11 protein-coding genes (1 of these 11 running past the window's edge) are annotated in these 16,105 nt (G+C 66.1%); 7 read left to right on the plus strand and 4 right to left on the minus strand.

Going from position 1 to position 16,105, the window contains the following annotated elements:
- From VT03_RS07345 to VT03_RS07355, 3 genes are all read right to left on the minus strand, one after another.
- Positions 1-895, minus strand: the 5' portion of a protein-coding gene (locus VT03_RS07345) for a DUF1501 domain-containing protein (protein WP_315850209.1). It extends 344 nt beyond the left edge of the window; only the first 895 of its 1,239 coding nucleotides appear in the window; the start codon lies at positions 893-895; its stop codon lies off the left edge, out of view.
- Positions 896-1,216: 321 nt separating this feature from the next.
- Entirely contained in the window at positions 1,217-4,540 is a 3,324-nt protein-coding gene (locus tag VT03_RS07350) for a UvrD-helicase domain-containing protein (protein ID WP_075092396.1), read from the minus strand.
- Positions 4,541-4,723: 183 nt separating this feature from the next.
- Positions 4,724-5,599, minus strand: a complete 876-nt coding sequence (locus tag VT03_RS07355; RefSeq protein WP_075092397.1) for an alpha/beta hydrolase — start codon at positions 5,597-5,599, stop codon at positions 4,724-4,726.
- Positions 5,600-5,856: 257 nt separating this feature from the next.
- Here VT03_RS07355 and VT03_RS07360 point away from each other — a divergent pair, with 257 nt between their 5' ends.
- Positions 5,857-7,407, plus strand: a complete 1,551-nt coding sequence (locus VT03_RS07360; protein ID WP_231870618.1) for a PQQ-binding-like beta-propeller repeat protein — start codon at positions 5,857-5,859, stop codon at positions 7,405-7,407.
- Between the two features lie 418 nt (positions 7,408-7,825).
- Positions 7,826-9,355 carry a methyltransferase gene (locus tag VT03_RS07365; protein ID WP_197489235.1) on the plus strand — a complete coding sequence of 510 codons (1,530 nt, stop codon included), beginning with the start codon at positions 7,826-7,828 and terminating at the stop codon, positions 9,353-9,355.
- Positions 9,356-9,443: 88 nt separating this feature from the next.
- Here the strand turns inward: VT03_RS07365 and VT03_RS07370 are convergent, their stop codons facing one another.
- Positions 9,444-9,884, minus strand: a complete 441-nt coding sequence (locus VT03_RS07370; RefSeq protein ID WP_156514342.1) for a hypothetical protein — start codon at positions 9,882-9,884, stop codon at positions 9,444-9,446.
- A 307-nt stretch (positions 9,885-10,191) separates the two neighbouring features.
- Here VT03_RS07370 and VT03_RS07375 point away from each other — a divergent pair, with 307 nt between their 5' ends.
- From VT03_RS07375 to VT03_RS07395, 5 genes are all read left to right on the plus strand, one after another.
- Positions 10,192-11,094, plus strand: coding sequence for a hypothetical protein (locus VT03_RS07375; protein ID WP_075092399.1), 903 nt, complete (start codon positions 10,192-10,194; stop codon positions 11,092-11,094).
- 608 nt (positions 11,095-11,702) lie between these two features.
- The gene (locus tag VT03_RS07380) at positions 11,703-12,716 is read left to right on the plus strand and encodes a YgfZ/GcvT domain-containing protein (RefSeq protein WP_075092400.1); all 1,014 of its coding nucleotides are present in this window, start codon (positions 11,703-11,705) and stop codon (positions 12,714-12,716) included.
- Positions 12,717-12,877: 161 nt separating this feature from the next.
- Positions 12,878-13,309, plus strand: a complete 432-nt coding sequence (locus VT03_RS07385) for a 3-hydroxyacyl-ACP dehydratase FabZ family protein (RefSeq protein ID WP_082846746.1) — start codon at positions 12,878-12,880, stop codon at positions 13,307-13,309.
- Positions 13,310-13,322: 13 nt separating this feature from the next.
- Entirely contained in the window at positions 13,323-13,610 is a 288-nt protein-coding gene (locus VT03_RS35195) for an Mpo1-like protein (protein ID WP_075092401.1), read from the plus strand.
- A 117-nt stretch (positions 13,611-13,727) separates the two neighbouring features.
- The gene (locus tag VT03_RS07395; protein WP_197489236.1) at positions 13,728-15,767 is read left to right on the plus strand and encodes a TolC family protein; all 2,040 of its coding nucleotides are present in this window, start codon (positions 13,728-13,730) and stop codon (positions 15,765-15,767) included.
- Positions 15,768-16,105 lie beyond the last annotated feature (338 nt).

Here is a 16,105-nt window from a genome sequence, read left to right on the forward strand (position 1 = left end):
GGGCGGCCAGTCCCTGGTCGAACGTCGGGAGGTTCTTCCGCATGTGAGTGAAATTGTGGCCGTGCGTGTCCCAGAAGCCGTAAGCCACGGTGACGACGCGGACCCCGGCCTCGACGAGCCGCCGGGCAACCAGCAGCTGCTCATTCCAGAGCGGCGCCCCGTCTCCCTGGTGCTTGGAGGAGCCGACGCCGTACCGGTCGCGCGTCCCCGAGTCTTCCTTCGCCACATCCATCGCGTCGACCAGCCGGGACGACGTCAGGACGCCGAACGCCTTGCGGTAGCTCTCGGACAGCGTCGAGACGCGGTCGGTTTCCCGCCGGAGCTGGTCCAGTTCGCTGAGCAGCGACTGCCGCTTCTGGAACTGCGGCGACTCGATGAACCGCAGCTTCATGCTCGCCAGGTCTTCGCCGTCGGCCCGGACCTGGTCGAACGCGGCCCCCAGGTAACCGGCCCCGTAGCTGTTGTAGGGCTTGTGCTGCATCCGCGGGAACAGGTCGACGAACGGCGGAATGACCGGATCGGTCGGGCCGAGCGCCTTCGAGACGCACGAGCCGAAGTTCGGCCGCCGCTCCCGCTGCGTCTGGTCCATCGTGTAGCCGGTCAGGCTCTGGAAGCTCGAGTGCTCGTCCCGCTGGCCGACGACGGAGCGGATCACGCTGCAGCGGTCCATGACTTCCGCCAGCCGCGGCATCAGCTCGCAGACCTGCATCCCCGGAACGGAGGTCGCGATCGGACTGAACTCGCCGCGAATCTCAGCGGGCGCGTCGGGCTTGAGGTCAAAGCTGTCCTGATGGGCCAGCCCGCCCGACAGGTACACCATGATAACCGCTTTGTGGCTCCGCTTGCCCGAGGCCGTCTCAGCCCGAACCAGGTTCTCCAGCGTCAGTCCGCCCACGGCCAGCGTCCCCGCCTGCAGGAACGATCGCCGGGAAACCCCGTCACAGAAGCGTGACGACGAACGAGCGCGGGAACCGAGGAGATTGAGCATAGGAAGGCGGGGGCGAGCGCAGGCGGGCCAACAAATCAACGTTCACTGAATCATAGAGAGGATCGGAATCCGACTGCAAATCGCTGGAGGCGATCCCGGTGCAACGGGGCGGGTGTCGCCGAGAGGGAGCGGAAGGGAGGGCTGTCGAGGTTGAACGTCCTCGGCTCCTCCTCTCTGCCGCCTCCGTCTCTCCGGCGTTCAAGTTCTTCCGGCGTCCTGGCCCCGGCTCTACAGCCCGACCACCGTTCCCGGCCCCAAGAACAACAGCCGCGCCGCAATCCGCTCGGCCCCCAGCCCGTAGATCCGCCCGACCGCCCGGCGGTACAGCGCCATCTGCCCCCGATACGCCTCCACCTTATCGCGAATCGCGGCCTGACCCGCTTCAACAACATCGGTCTTGAAGTCCAGGATTTCCGCCGCAACCACGCGGCCTCCCCGGCGGAACAGCACCAGCCGGTCGATCGTCCCCGCGATCAACTCCCCCTCATCGATCACTGCCAGCCGCCGCTCCGTCGCGACCTCCAGCTCAAAGGGGCCGCCCCGCAGCTCCTCCAGAACGTCCGCTGCAAAAGAGGTCCCCTCCAGTCGTGAATAGGCCCCCTTCGTCAACGCATCGGCAATCGGACGCGGCCCGACCGCCTCGGCCCGGAGCGTCGCCCGGAAGTCGGCCGGACTCCGTTCCACGAGCGCCGGCACCGCCCCCCGAGCCCGCGAAATCTCGCGGATCTGTTCGTCACCGGGGACCGTCTCGTCGAGCCACGTCACCTTCTCGAACCACGCGTGGTACAGCGTCCCGCGATCGAGCGCCTCGCTGGTCCCGAGCCGCAGTACCCCGCTAAGCCGAACCCGTTCGGTGCGTTCCTCCTTCGCCCGCGAGGGGGTAACGCGATGCAGCCCGCGGCGGCGTCCCCCCTCGGCCGGAGCAAAGCGGACGACGTCGTCTTCCGGAGGAGACACTGGCGACGGCACCTGGGCTGTCTCGACCTTCGGAGCGTGGGCAGCCGCCCACTCGGGATCCCCCGCCTCGTAGATCACCTGCCCCGGCAGTGGCGGCGTGCACTCGGAGAGGGCCGCCCGGACCAGACCGGCAAAGGTCTTGGGAGTCGATTTCTCGTTCGGGTTCGGGCGGACGATCATGTGCAGCGCATGGACCGCCCGCGTCAGCATGACGTACAGGATGCAGAGCGCCTCGGTCACCTCTCGCGCCTCCGCTTCCCGGAAGACCCCTTGCAGCGCCGGCGGCAGCAGGGAGACGTGCAGCTTGTCGCGGTACAGCAGCACGCAGTCGGGGGGTTGTGTGGCGGATGGGACCCGGTAGACGTGAGACGGCGTGACCGGCCGCAGGTCCTTGTCCAGCTCCGGCAGGACCACGATGTCGAATTCCAACCCCTTCGACTGGTGAATGTTCATGACCCGGATTCGGGCCTCGGTCGGATCCTGAACCTTCTGGGTCTCGACGTACTCGACAAAGTCCGTCGGACGGAGCGTCGCCTGGAGCTCGAACGCCGCCGCCTGATCGACCAGCTGCCGCAGCCGCCGCCCGTCCCGCGGCCCGCACGTCGGCATCAGCTCCAGGGCAATCCGGTAGAGCGTGCGGGAGTACCCCTCATCCACGAGCTGCGTCCTGAGCTGCGTCGCCAGCCGCTCCGCCCCCTCGTCATCGTCATGGTCCGTGAACCCGTACAGCGGACCGAGCGGCGAGTGGGCGACATGGAACCGGGCGACCGCATGCCCGGGGTGGTCGGCCAGCCGGAAGAGCGACAGGACGAGCTGCACCGCCGCGGAGTCGGTGAGCGGGCTCCCCCCTTCCTCGCTCGCCTCGACATGCCGCCGCTGGAGCTTGTGGACGATCCGCCCCACCGTGCCGTTCGTCCGGACCAGGACACCAATCGTCGCCTCGGGGGACTTCGCCGCCAGTTCCGCCACGCGGTCCGCCGTGAATTCGAGCAGATCGTCCTCGGACACCTCCGGCTCGTCGCCCGCCTCCTCCCCTTCACCGGTTGGAGCCGGCGGCAACGGCGGACACTCCAGCCGGACGTAACCCGGAAGATGGCCTCGGGCAGTCCGGTGTTCGGGAAAAGCCTTGCTGAACAGCTCGACCGCCCGCGCGAAGGTGTCGAGGTTCGAGTGCCGCGGGATTCCTGCGAAGACCTTATTGACGGTTTCGATCACCAGCGGCGCGGAGCGATAGCTCTCGTCGAGCGGCCGCCGGGCCACCCCCGCCAGCTCCTCCTCAATGGCATCAAAGATCGCCGCCAGTCCCCCCCGCCAGCCGTAGATCGCCTGCTTGGTGTCGCCGACGCAGAAGAACGACGTCCCCTCGCCGCTCACGACCGTCTGGGCGAAGGGGCGAAGGACGTCCCACTGCGCCGGCGAAGTGTCCTGAAACTCATCGAGGAGTAGATGGTCGATCCCGGCGTCGAGGCGATAGGCGAGCGAATCCGCCGAGCGGCCGGAGAGATGCCGGGCGAGCCGGCGGGTGACGTCCTCGAAGCGGTACCCCCGCTGCTCCCGCTTGAGCTCTTCGTAAGCGGCATGGAACCGGTCGAGCAGCTCGCGGGTCGCCTGATTCTGATGGGCCCAGGGGACGATCAGCGCCGCCCGGGCGTGCTCCATCAGCGGCCCGTAGACCTCGACGAGCGGATCGGGAATCGCCTTCCGCATGTAGACGAGGTCATCCTGAACGATCTTCCCGGCGATCCCCTTCTGCAGGAACGATTCCCAGTCCCCGGTCCGGGCCCGCTCCAGGTCTTCGTTGCGGGCCTTGAGATGCGCCGCCCCTTCGACCGGATACGACTGCAGCGCCGCGAGGGCCGCCGCCAGTTCCTCCTCGGGAAGGAACGCCAGGAGCGGGAACGGCGACCAGGCCGCCGCCTCGGTCATGAGGTAGGTCTGGTAGTGGTTCGCGATCGCGTCGGAGATCAGCCCCTGCACGCTGCGGACGACGCGCCCCTTCGCGAGCCGGTTCATGAGCAGGACCACAGAGTCGGTCGTCTCGTCACGGAGCATCGCCTCGGCGGCCTGCATCCGGAACCGGCGGTCTTCGACGTCGTCGATCATCCGCCAGCCGGGCGGAAGCCCCAGCTCCAGCGTGAAGCTGGTGGCGAGCTTCGAGAAGAAGCTGTCGAGCGTGCTGACCCGCATCCGGTGCAGGTGCCGCGTCATCTCCTTCAGCAGCCGGAGGGAGTCCGGCTGCCGGAGCGGAGGATCGCCGACAAAGGCCGCCAGTTCCTTGAGGTCTTTCTCCCGCAGCCCGGCGCGGGCCAGCCGCAGGAGGATCCGCTCCAGGATCTCCCCCGCCGCCTTGCGGGTGAAGGTCGTCGCCAGAATCCGATCCGGCGGAGACTCCCGGAGCCGCGCGATGTACTGGTTCGAGAGCTGGAACGTCTTCCCTGAACCGGCCGAGGCCCGGATGATCCAGTGCCGCGGGGCGGACTGGACCTCGACGGCCTGCTTCGGGACGACGGCGGGCTCGCCGGAAACGGGCCCCTCCGCGCTGGCCGACGCCGTTCCCTGGGATGCCTTGGAGCGAGAGGACGAACGGGGAGTCATCGGATCGGCCGCCTCCTGATCTCACGGACGAATCCGGCCCGTGTCGCACCTGCCCCTCGGCAGTCGCCCTCCTCGGCCGCTGATCTGCGTCCATCTGCGTTCATCTGTGGCGACTCCCTCATGTAGAGACGAAACCGGCCACAGATGGACACGGACAAACACAGATCCAGAAACAGCCGCCGTCTACTTCGTCTCGCGCCACAGCCAGCGCATCGAGTCCGGCAGGATCGCCGCGCCGTGCGTGTCGTTGTGGCCGCCGGTGCCGTACACGAAGTCATAGTCGTACTTGGCGAACTTCAGCGCCGCCGCCATCTCCTGGTTGGCGAGGGGCCAATTGCCGTGCGCGTTGTCGAGGTCCCCCGAGCCATCCTGGAGGAAGACCCGGATTGGCTTCTTGGGGGTCTTGCGGATCAGGGCGTGGTAGACATGTCCGCCGCGGATGTTCGTGAAGCTCCCGACGTGCGAGAGGACCTTGCGGAACTGATCGGGCCGCTCCCAGGCGACCGTCCAGGCACAGATCCCGCCGGAGCTGATCCCGCAGATCGCCCGGCGGTCCGGGTCGTCGGTCAGCTTGCAGGTCTTGCCGACCTCGGGCAGGATCTCCTCCAGGAGAAACCGGGCGTACTGATCGGAGAGGGTGTCGTATTCGAAGCTGCGGTTCTCCGGGGCCGGGTCCCAGCCCCGCTTCTCCGGCAGCGTTTCCTTCTTGTGGCCGGGGTCGATGAAGATCCCGATCGTGACCGGCATCTCCTTCTTGTGGATCAGGTTGTCCATGACGATCGGGGCCCGGAACTTCCCCTTCTCGTTGACGTAGGAGTGGCCGTCCTGGAAGACCATGACGGCGGCGGGCTCCTTGCCCGTGTACTGCGCCGGGACGTAGACCGAATAGCGGCGGACCGTCCCCGGGAAGATCTGGCTCTTCCACTCGTGGTCGGTCACCTTGCCGACCGGGACTCCCTCGTGCCGCTCGGAATCGGGACCGAGCTTGTACTCTTCATCTCCGCCCCAGACGTGGGCGGGTAGGATCAGAAGGAGAGTCCACAGGAGCAGGTGTCGCATCGGAGCGCTTCCGGAGTCAGACAGAAACGGGATCGGGACGAACAGGAACGCTACCGTCTCGTCCGGTCCCCGAAAAGCGGACGAACTCTTCGAACGTTCCTTCGCGTCCTACGGACTGGATCCTCCCTCCGAGCGGTTCGATTCGGTCTTCCGAACTGGCGGCCTGTTGGCGATCTGCACAGAATGGCCCGATGACCGCCGTTCATCGCCTCGCGTCCTCTCCTGCATCCTTTTTCCCATCTCCTGCGTCCCGTCTGATGAAATCGGTTCTCACTCGCCGGGTTGCGTTCCCGGTGCTCGCGCTGCTCGTGGCGGGGATCGTCTGGTCCACGGGCCAGCGGGCGGCTCCTCCCGATGGCCCCGTCCCTGCCGAGGGAACGATCCAAATGGCCGCGGTCGATAAGCCGACCGCGGACTCCGATCCGGCCGTCCCCGCTCCCGACCGTCCGGGAGAGGACTGGCCCTGTTTTCTGGGCCCGCAGCAGACCGGTCATTCCTCCGAGACCGGACTCCTCGAGTCCTGGCCCGCGGACGGCCCGCCCGTGGTCTGGAAGCGGGAGGTCGGAACCGGTTACAGCGCGCCGTCAATCGCCGGCAACCGGCTGGTGATGCATCACCGCCGCGGGAACGAAGAGATCATCGAATGCCTGAGGGCCGATACGGGCGAGCCGCTGTGGACGCACAAGTATCCCAGCCGGTTCCGCGATCCGTACGGCTACAACAACGGTCCCCGCTGCTCGCCGGTCCTCACGGACTCCAGCTGCTACACCCTCGGCGCGGAGGGAGCTCTCGTCTGCACGTCGCTCCGCGACGGCAGCGTCTGCTGGCAGCGTCCGCTGCAGAAGGATTTCGAGATTCCCGAAGGGTTCTTCGGGATGGGGTGCTCGCCGATCATCGACGAAGGCCGGCTGATCGTCCTCGTCGGAGGACAACCCGATTCGGGGGTGGTCGCGTTCGATCTCCACTCGGGGAAGACCGTGTGGCAGGCGGTCGGGAAAGCGACCTGGGACGGCGTCCCGACGAACGGTGGCGATCCCGATCCGTATGCGTGGACCGGCGATGAGATGCTGATCAGCTACTCGTCGCCGCTGGTCGCCACGATCCATGGGCAGAAGCACCTCCTCTGCCTGATGCGGCAGGGGCTGGTGTCGCTCGATCCCGCGTCGGGGCAGGAGCGGTTCCACTACTGGTTCCGGCCGCGGGTCCATGAGTCGGTCAACGCGGCGCGGCCGGTGGTGATGGAGGACCGGGTCTTCCTTTCCGCGGCGTATCGGCTTGGTTCCGCCATGCTGAAAGTCCAGCCGGGGGGCGCGACCTACGAAGTGCTGTGGAAGAATCCCCGCAACATGCTGGCCCACTGGTCGACTCCGCTGGCGGTCGGCGAGGACCTGTACGGGTTCAGCGGGCGGCATGAGGAAGAGGGGGAGCTGCGGTGTATCGATGCGGCGACCGGGGATGTCCGGTGGCAGACATCGGGCTGGGACCGACCGCTCAACGACCTCTCGCAGAATCCGCAGACCGGAGAGATTCAGGATGCGAAGACGAAGCAGGCGATTCCGTATCCATTCGTAGGCCGCGGTTCCAAGATCTTTGCCGATGGCAAGTTCATCATCCTGGCGGAGCGGGGGGGGACGCTGATCCTGGCGAAGCCGTCGGCGGAGAAGTACGTCGAGGTCTCGCGATGCGCGATTGCGGGGATGCATTATCCGAGCTGGACGGGGCCGGTGCTGTCGCGCGGGCGGCTGTATCTCCGTTGTGAAGACGCCTTGGTTTGCCTGGACCTGAGGAAGGTCGACGCGCCCCGCTGAGTTGACGACTCGAACCGCGTCCCCGCCGGCGCGACTCGGATAGCTCAAACCCAACGTGCGACGGCTGCTGGGGTCAAGGGGGCCTCGCCCCCTTGCCGCCGGAGGCGCTTCCATGAGGAACCGCGGTACGCAACGGACGTCCGCTTTGTGGTACCGGCGTTGAGGACTCACCGCTCGCTCTGGAATCCCCGCGTGTTCGTGAGGGGGGCATACGACACGCTGTCCGCGCTTGGACACGCACTCCTTCCGATGGTTCCCGACGAGACAGGCCTCCGGCGGGCAAGAGGGCGTTGCCCCCTTGCATCCCCCACCAGGGTCGCCCCTGGACCCGGCAGGGGTTTCACCTTGAGCTGCACCCTGGGTTGACCGGACCAGCCTGTTTGCGACCATCACCACTGGTCCACAGGAGTTCGGCAACATGCTGCGTTTAACGTTCGACGACAATGGCACCTCGCATGGCGACCTGCGACTCCAGTTCGGCAAGTTCGCCCGGACCGGAGACAGCTACTACCTCGGACTCGACACCGGCATCGAACCCGCCGACGACAGCCGGCCGGCCAAGATCCAGGCCGTCCTCCGACACCTCCTGGAACAGTGGTCCGAACGACTTCGCCACCTCGCGGACGAAGAAACAACCTACCTGCCATTCGAGTTCAGCGACGAATACACCGGCTGGCTGCGCTGCCGCCGCCAGGGCGAGAACGTCCAGGTCGACATCGGATGGTCCATGCTCCCCGGCTACGAGGTCCGCCCCAGCGAGTTCCACGCACACCCGTTCCGCGTCCCCGACTTCGACCCCATCCCCGACGCCGGCGAGCAGGAAGTCCCCCTCGCCGAACTCCTGGCCGACATCGCCGCCAACCGCACCGACGTCGTCGACCTCCATCCCCCAGTCACCGATCCCACATCGATCTTCGAACACTACCGCGGCAGCTACGGCTCGGAACTCCTGACCGCCGCCGTCTGCCACTTCAACGTCCTCGGACTCCTGTCGCGGGAAGCGATGGACTTCGAGACCCTCCGCGGAGCAATCGGACTCCAGAAGCGGTCCGCCGTCGTGCTCATCACGGCGCTGCGTGCGATGGGGCTGATCCGAACAGATGCCGAGGGGAAACTCGCCCTGACGACGCTCGCCCGCCAGCACCTCGTTCCAGGCCACACCTACGACATCGGCGACTACATCGGCCTCTCCGCGACCGCCCCCGGTGTCCTCGAAATGGTCGAGCGACTCCGCTCCGGCAGGCCGCGGCAGAACGACGGCGCGGGGGTCGCCTTCATCTATCGCGACGGCACCGCCTGCGCCATGGAGTCGACCGAGCAGGCCCGGCATTTCACGCTGGCCCTCGCCGGCCGGGCCCGCAACGTGGCCCCGGTCCTGGCGGAGAAGGTCCCGCTCGGGTCGGCGCGGACGCTCCTCGACCTGGGCGGGGGAACCGGGATCTATTCCATCGCGTTCCTGAAGCGGAATCCGCACCTGGCCGCGACGGTCCTCGACCGCCCGGAAGTCCTGCGGATCGCCGAAGAGTTCCGGACGCGCTATCAGGTCGAAAACCGACTCGATCTCGTCGCGGGGGACATGCTCACCGACGATCTCCCCAAGAGCGACGTGATCCTGCTCTCGAACGTCCTCCACGACTGGGACGAGGAGCAGTGCGCGGATCTCGTGGCCCGCTGTGCCGCGGCGCTTAAGCCGGGAGGCCGCATCCTCGTCCACGACGTCTTTCTGAGCGACGCCCTCGACGGCCCTCTCCCGGTGGCGCTGTACTCGGCCGCCCTCTTCACCCTCACGGAAGGCCGGGCCTACAGCGTGGCCGAATACCGAACGTGGCTGGAAGCGGCCGGTCTGACGGTGACCGGGCCGACTCCCACGCTCGTCCACTGCGGCGTGCTCGAAGCCTTTGGCCAACGTACGGATACATGGGGCCGCGGAGGGCTATCGCTCGCCTAGAGCCGCCGTTGCCCGCGCGCAGAACAAAGCACGGAGAGACGAACGCAATCGTTCGCCTCCCCGCGCTCGTGACCTCGACGTTCCACCTCTACCGGTGCATCTCCCACCACCGCGGCGGCTGGGGACGCTCGAACAGCAGAAGTCCGCAGCAGAGCCCAATGGCGAGCCCCGCGCCGAATGCTCCTCCCAGGGAGGCCATCGGCCGTTCGGCCACGGTGTCGCGAGCCTGACGCCATGCCTCGCGGGCCGGTTCAGCCACGCGGCGCGACGCGTCCGCCGCGAAGTCCGAAGCCGAGCTCATGACGCGGCTGAGCAGACCGCCGCTCTGTTGCGCGATCTCATCAATCGCCGCTTCGATTTCGTGGAGCGGCATCTCCGTTTTCTGATTGACCAAGGCAACCAGCTTCCGCGAATCGCCATCGATCGCCCGCAGATCGTCCTCCGTAATCTCAGACCAGCGTTTCCGGATCGCCTGCCGGATCGAGTTCCACCGGTCGGCGACCTGTTCCTGCATTCGGTTCTCAGGCATGACATTGTCTCTCGGGGTTAGGGGCCGCTCTTGCGGATAGGAGTATGCGATTGGTTGCTGGCTCGCCCGACGGCGTGATTGCCGACCGGACAAACTCGAGGGTCATGTTCTCGCGGCACTGGGAACTTGCTTACCAGAACGTCCATAACAACGTGCTGGTACGACTTGCCTCTGGCCGGCGACAGCAACGGCTGATGCAATCGACGTGCCCCAGCGAATCGAGCCGCGTCGCGATTCGGCTGACAAGATTGCCAACCGCATCCGAGGTCGGAACAATCCGGGCAGGGCACCGTACGAGGAGAGAGTCATGCCTTCTTCTGAGACTGCGGATCGCTACTACCGTCCGTCGGGCCGCGTGCCGTTCACCGGGACGCTCCTCATGCTCGTCCTCGGGATCGCTGGGGTCTTTCTGCTGGCCCCGGTGTATGCCGCCGCCGATTACCACGCGCAGTACGACAAGCTTCGCATGCTGGCGATCATGGCTTACGCGGGGCTGACCGGGGGGTGGGTCTACCTCTGTGCCCGGATCGGGAAGATCCGCAGCCGGTTCTTCGCCGGGCTGGTGGGGTTCGTTATCGGCGTGGCGGCCCTGCACTTTGCCTGGGTCTGGTTCTTGTGTGTGCTGTTTGGCTGGGACCTCCAGGTGCTGTGGATGGCCCCGTTCTCGCTGTGGGAGGCGGTGAAGGAACTGGGGAATGCCGGGATCTGGACCCGCGACGGCCGGGTGATCGGCCCGACCGAGCAGTTCCTGTGGTGGGGGGGTGAGGCGCTGGCGATCATTCTGGCTTCGACGATCATTGCCGCGCAGCAGACCCGCCCGTTCTGCGAAGGGTGCAACTCCTGGACGTCCAAAGGTGTCGAGCACTCGTTTACGCCGGTGCTGGCCCCCGAGCTCAAGGCCGAGCTGGAGCAGGAGGAGTATTCCCGGTTGCGGGACCTGATCCGCAAGCCGGGGAGTCCCGCGGCTTCGGCGGTCGCCACGGTCTATTCGTGTCCGCACTGCGATGAGGCGCACTATCTCGACATTGCGGTGGTCTTGAAGGAGGGGGAGAACCAGTCCCGCACGGTCGTGATTGACCAGTTGTGGATCGGTCCGGAGGTCGTTGACTGGCTGAAGAATCCGGGGCAGTTCGATGAATCGGAAGCGGCGACGCAGCCCGTTGCTGTTCCGCCGGTGGAGGTTCCGGGGAACGCCGAATCCCAGGCGTAGGGCCAACCGGGGTCCAGGGGGAACCCCTGGTGGGGGCTGCAGGGGGGCGAAGCCCTCATGCCCGCCGGAGGCCTGGCCGTCGGGAGATGTCTGAAAGAGTACGTGCCCAAACGCGGACACGGTGTCGTATGCCCCCTCGCTAACCCGCGACGTTTCCAGAGCGAGCAGTGAGTCCTCAACGCCGGAACCACAAAGGGGACATCCGTTGTGTACCGCGGTTCCTCACAGGAAGTGCCTCCGGCGGCAAGGGGGCGTGGCCCCCTTGACCTACCCCTTTAAAGGTGATCTTAACTGGCGACCGCAGGGGTGGTTACGACGTTTTGCCTCCATTGACTCCGCAGTTGACAATTCGAGAGGTTCTTGGTCTCGAAGAGACAGGCAGTCGACATCCGCGTTAAGTCCTGGGGAAACTGGCCTGGAAATTACGAAGCTTGTTGATCTAACGCATTGTATCTGCCAGGCACCTTTAAAGGGGTACCCCCTTGACCCCAACCTGCCGTCGCACGTTGGGTTTGAGCTATCAAGCCGCGCCGGCAAGAACGCGGTTCAAGCCGCCGATCGCTCAGCACACCATTGGCGTGACAGACGGAGCGTCCCATAATGCGTAGATGAACGTCCCACTGGAACTCCACGATCGCCTCCAGGCTGAATACAAAGCCCTCAACCGAGGCGCCCTCCTCTTCCCGCCCGCCGACCCGTTCTGGATCGAACTCACGGGCCGCGACCGGGCCTCGTTCCTCCACAACTTCTGCACGAACGACATCAAGAAGCTCGCAGCCGGATCGGGCTGCGAAGCATTCCTGACCAACATCAAGGGCCGGATCCTCGAACACCTGTTTGTCTTCGCCGGCGACTCCGCCCTCTGGATCTCCGGGACACCCGGCCGCGAAGCGACCGTCGCCGAACACCTCAAGCGATACCTCATCACCGAAGACGTCGAGATCCACCGCCGCTCCCACGACTGGACCACTCTCCGTCTCGCCGGAGCCAAAGCGGGCTCGATCGTGGAGCGCCACGCCGGCCAGGGAAGCTCGGAGTGGAAGAACCTCCAGCACGCGCGAGGCGTCGTCGAAGGAGCCGACGTCCTGATCGCCCGGCAGGACATCGGCGCCGTCCCAAGCTGGATCGTCGTCGCTCCCAAAGATCACGCCGAGCAACTCCACGAGGTCTTCCTCCGCGACGGCGCCCAAGCCGGCGATCCCGGGATCTGGGACGCCCTGCGGATCCAGGCCGGTTGGCCCCTCTGCGGTGTCGACATCACCGAGGACAACCTCGCCCAGGAGGCCCGCCGGACCCCCGTCGCCATCAGTTTCACCAAGGGGTGCTATCTCGGCCAGGAGCCGATCGCCCGGCTCGACGCCCTGGGACACGTCAACCGGGAGCTATGCGTCGTGGAGACCCGCGACTCCGGCGCCCCGCACCCCGGCAGCCTGGACGTAACCGATGAAAGCGGCGTCCCGATGGGGCTGATCACATCAACCGCCTGGCATCCCGGCACGCAGTCCTCGTGGGGCCTCGCCGTCCTGAAGACCGCGGTCAGCCGGGAAGGGACCGCGGTCCGGATCGGGAAGGACGGGGTCCCCGGCCTGGTCCACGCCCCGGTGCTGCCCCCCGCTCCGTAAGCCACTTCCCCTGAGCCCCGTCCCCGATTGCCGGGATACGGAAAAGAGGCCTCGGTCGGCCGCGGCTCTTGCCTCGCTCTTCGTTTTCCAGTTCGATCCCCTGCGGTTTTCCCCCGGACTCCCCCTCCGTCCTCCTCAAACTGTTCCGCCTCAGCCCTCCCGTGAATCTCGAAGAAATCCAGCGTCGCATTCCCCATCGCCCCCCCTTCCTGTGGGTCGACGAAGTCCTTTCGCACGACGAAACCAGGCTCCACGCGAAAACGTTCCTCTCGCCGGACCTCGACGTCTTCCGCGGCCACTATCCGCATTTCCCGGTCTTTCCAGGGGTCCTGCTCTGTGAGTCAGCCCTCCAGGCGGCCGCCATCCTGGTCTCGACGCTGCTCCCGCCCGGGGGCGACCAGGTCCCGGTCGCCACGCGGATGAACGAGGTCCAGTTCCGGCAACTCGTCCGCCCGGGGGACACACTCGACATCGAAGTCGAGATCACCGAGCGCCTCGGAAACACCTTCTTCTTCAAGGGGAAGGTCTCAACCAACGGGAAAGTTAGCGTACGACTGATTTTTGCCGTTACGCTTGCGGCTCCTCAGTCTTGAGGGAATCGGGCCGATGCTCTGGAGATTCCTGAGAAACTACGCCGAGCGGCATCAACATCCCGCCAATCGGTTCTTTCACGTCATCGGTCTGCCGGTGACCTTCGTCCTACCGGTGGTTCTCCTCACCCAAAATCGACCCGGGTGGGCATTTGCCAGCTTTGTCGGCGGGTACTGTCTGCAATTTGTCGGTCACGCATGTGAGGGAAACGACGCAGGGGAGGTAATCCTGGTCAAGCGCGCGCTGGGCCTCCCCTACACTGATGTTGTCGACCCGGCGAAACGATCATCGAATCCGAAATAGGCCGTCGATACTTCCCCTGACGGACCTTCCGTGAGTGCCGATTCATCCATGAATCCGGCGCGGAGGGACCGTGGCGACCAGGAGGGTCGTCCTGGAGTCATTCAGGGAGAAGCTGCCATGGTGAGACGGCGTCGTTTCTTCGCCGGAGCAATCTCGTCCGCGGCATTGGGCACGCTGCTGTTCGCCGGCTGCAATCGCAATCCCGCCGCCGTGCGGTTCCTGGGAGAGCCGGACCAGGACTACTACCGCCGTCACGCGACGGAGGTCGATTTCCCCAACGTCTCCAACGTGAATCCGGAGACGGTCACCGGGACCGAGCCGCCGCACACGATCGACGCCAAGGAGAAGTGGGAGCCGCGTGAAATCACTCTCATGGAGGTGATGCACATCGGGCTCCAGAACAACGACATCATCCGCAGCGCCGGGCAGTTCCTCGTCCAGGGGAGTCCGCTCTATACCGCCGGCGAGCGGGTCCCGTCGGTGTACGACCCGGCGATCCAGGAGACGGGGGTCCTGTTCGGCGGACGCGGCGTGGAAGCGGCCCTGGCCGACTTCGACGCCAACTTCACGACGAACATCCTGTTCGGCCAGAACGACGTCTTCCCGAACTCGACCGGTCTTCCCCGGCAGTACCGGCAGGACACCGGGGCCCTCAACGCCTCGCTCTCCAAGAACTTCGCCCACGGGGGCGTGATCGGGGTCACGCACAACGCCAACTACCTGGCGCAGCCGATCCCCGGGCAGACCTACAACTCCTCCTACGCCGGCAACCTGGGGGTCAACTACCAGTTGCCCTTGATGGCCGGAGCGGGCACCGAGTTCACCCGTATCGCCGGTCCGATCGCCCGATCGTTCGGGGGGATCTCCGGGGTGTCGCAAGGGGTCGTGATCGCCCGAATCAATCAGGACATCGCGGTCGCGGACTTCGAGAACAACGTCCGGTTCCTGATCCAGGACATTGAGAACTGCTACTGGGACCTGTACCTCGCCTACCGCGCCTTTGACGCGGGGGTCGTCGCCTACGAGTCGGCTCTCGAAACGTGGCGATACACCCAGAAGCGGGCGGCCGGTGGGGAAGGTCTGCCGGCCGACGCCGCGCAGGCTCTCGACCAGCTCTACCTGACGAAGACCGCTTCGGAGAACGCCCGGTCGGCGATCTACAGCCGCGAGACCGCCCTCCGGCGGCTCATCGGTCTGCCGGTCAACGACGGCTGCATCCTCCGTCCCGCGGACGCCCCGGTCTCGGTGCAGCTCGTTCCGGACTGGTATACCAGCATGAACGAGGCGCTCACCTACCGGGTCGAGCTCCGCCGTCAGAAGTGGAACGTCAAGAGCCTCGAGCTCCAGCTCCGGGCCGCCCGCAGCCTGACCCGGCCGCGGCTTGACGCTCTCGCCGGGTACCAGATCAACGGCTTCGGCGACGATCTGCTGGCGTACAACGGCCAGAACAACATGTACAGCTCGATCCTGACCGGGGAAGGGCAGGCCTGGAGCCTGGGCGCGCAGTTCAACATGCCGCTCGGCTTCCGCTCCGCCCACGCCCAGGTCCGGAACTATGAGATCCGGCTGGCCAAGGCCCAGCAGCTCCTCAAGGTCGAAGAGGAGGAAGTCTCGCACGAGCTGGCGGCCGCCTTCCAGGAGCTGACCCGCTCCTACGCCGCGGCGAAGTCGAACCTGAACCGCTACCTGGCCGCGGAGGACAACCTCCGCCTCACGCTGCCTCTGTACGAGGAAGGTGCGGCGGCGGTCGACATCGTGGTCCGGTCTCAGACCCGCCGGGCCGAGGCGATCGTGGCGTACTACAGCAGCCTTGTGGACTACAACAAGTCTCTTGTGAACCTCCAGTTCCGCAAGGGGACGATCCTGGAATACAACAGTGTCCGGATCACGGAAGGTCCCTGGGCGGCTGACGCGTACATCGATGCGGAACGCCGGCATCTGGAGCGGAGCTACGGGATCGACGTGAGCGATCGGGTTCATGTCGAGCCGGAAGAGTTTGCGACTCCGGCGCCGACGGGGAATGTGCACTTCACGACGCCTTCGGCGACGATGTTGTCCGAGCCGGGTCCGAGTCCGGCGGAGGAGATTGGACCGGTTCCGGCGGCTCCGCCGGTCGATCCGGTTCCGCCGAAGCCGGCACCTCCGGCTGTGCCGTAAACTGCGAGCACTCTGCAGATTCGCGATCAAACGAACCCCGAATGACCTTCGGGGTTCGTTTCGTTTGTGGCGAGCGTCCACCTGAGCCGGGTCCAGGGGCACCCTGGTGGGGGATGCAAGGGGGCAACGCCCTCTTGCCCGCCGGAGGCCCTCTCGTCGAGAGATGTCTGAAACGCGCCGTGTCCAAACGCGGGCAACGTGCCGTATGCCCCCACCTCAAACCCGTGGGGATTCCAAAACGAACGTCCGTTGCTTACCACGGTTCCTCATGGAAGTGCCTCCGGCGGCAAGGGGGCCTGTGTTGTTTCTTGGCCCCTTGACCCCAACCTGCCGTGGCA

It is taken from the genome of Planctomyces sp. SH-PL14, assembly GCF_001610835.1.
GTDB lineage: Bacteria > Planctomycetota > Planctomycetia > Planctomycetales > Planctomycetaceae > Planctomyces_A.

Bases quoted from the DNA above. Each gene is read 5' to 3' on its own strand.
- VT03_RS35195 (WP_075092401.1), top strand. From the start codon at position 13,323: ATGCTCTGGAGATTCCTGAGAAACTACGCCGAGCGGCATCAACATCCC.
- VT03_RS07375 (WP_075092399.1), top strand. From the start codon at position 10,192: ATGCCTTCTTCTGAGACTGCGGATCGCTACTACCGTCCGTCGGGCCGC.
- VT03_RS07370 (WP_156514342.1), bottom strand. From the start codon at position 9,884: ATGCCTGAGAACCGAATGCAGGAACAGGTCGCCGACCGGTGGAACTCG.
- VT03_RS07355 (WP_075092397.1), bottom strand. From the start codon at position 5,599: ATGCGACACCTGCTCCTGTGGACTCTCCTTCTGATCCTACCCGCCCAC.
- VT03_RS07380 (WP_075092400.1), top strand. From the start codon at position 11,703: ATGAACGTCCCACTGGAACTCCACGATCGCCTCCAGGCTGAATACAAA.
- VT03_RS07360 (WP_231870618.1), top strand. From the start codon at position 5,857: ATGAAATCGGTTCTCACTCGCCGGGTTGCGTTCCCGGTGCTCGCGCTG.
- VT03_RS07350 (WP_075092396.1), bottom strand. From the start codon at position 4,540: ATGACTCCCCGTTCGTCCTCTCGCTCCAAGGCATCCCAGGGAACGGCG.
- VT03_RS07365 (WP_197489235.1), top strand. From the start codon at position 7,826: ATGCTGCGTTTAACGTTCGACGACAATGGCACCTCGCATGGCGACCTG.
- VT03_RS07395 (WP_197489236.1), top strand. From the start codon at position 13,728: ATGGTGAGACGGCGTCGTTTCTTCGCCGGAGCAATCTCGTCCGCGGCA.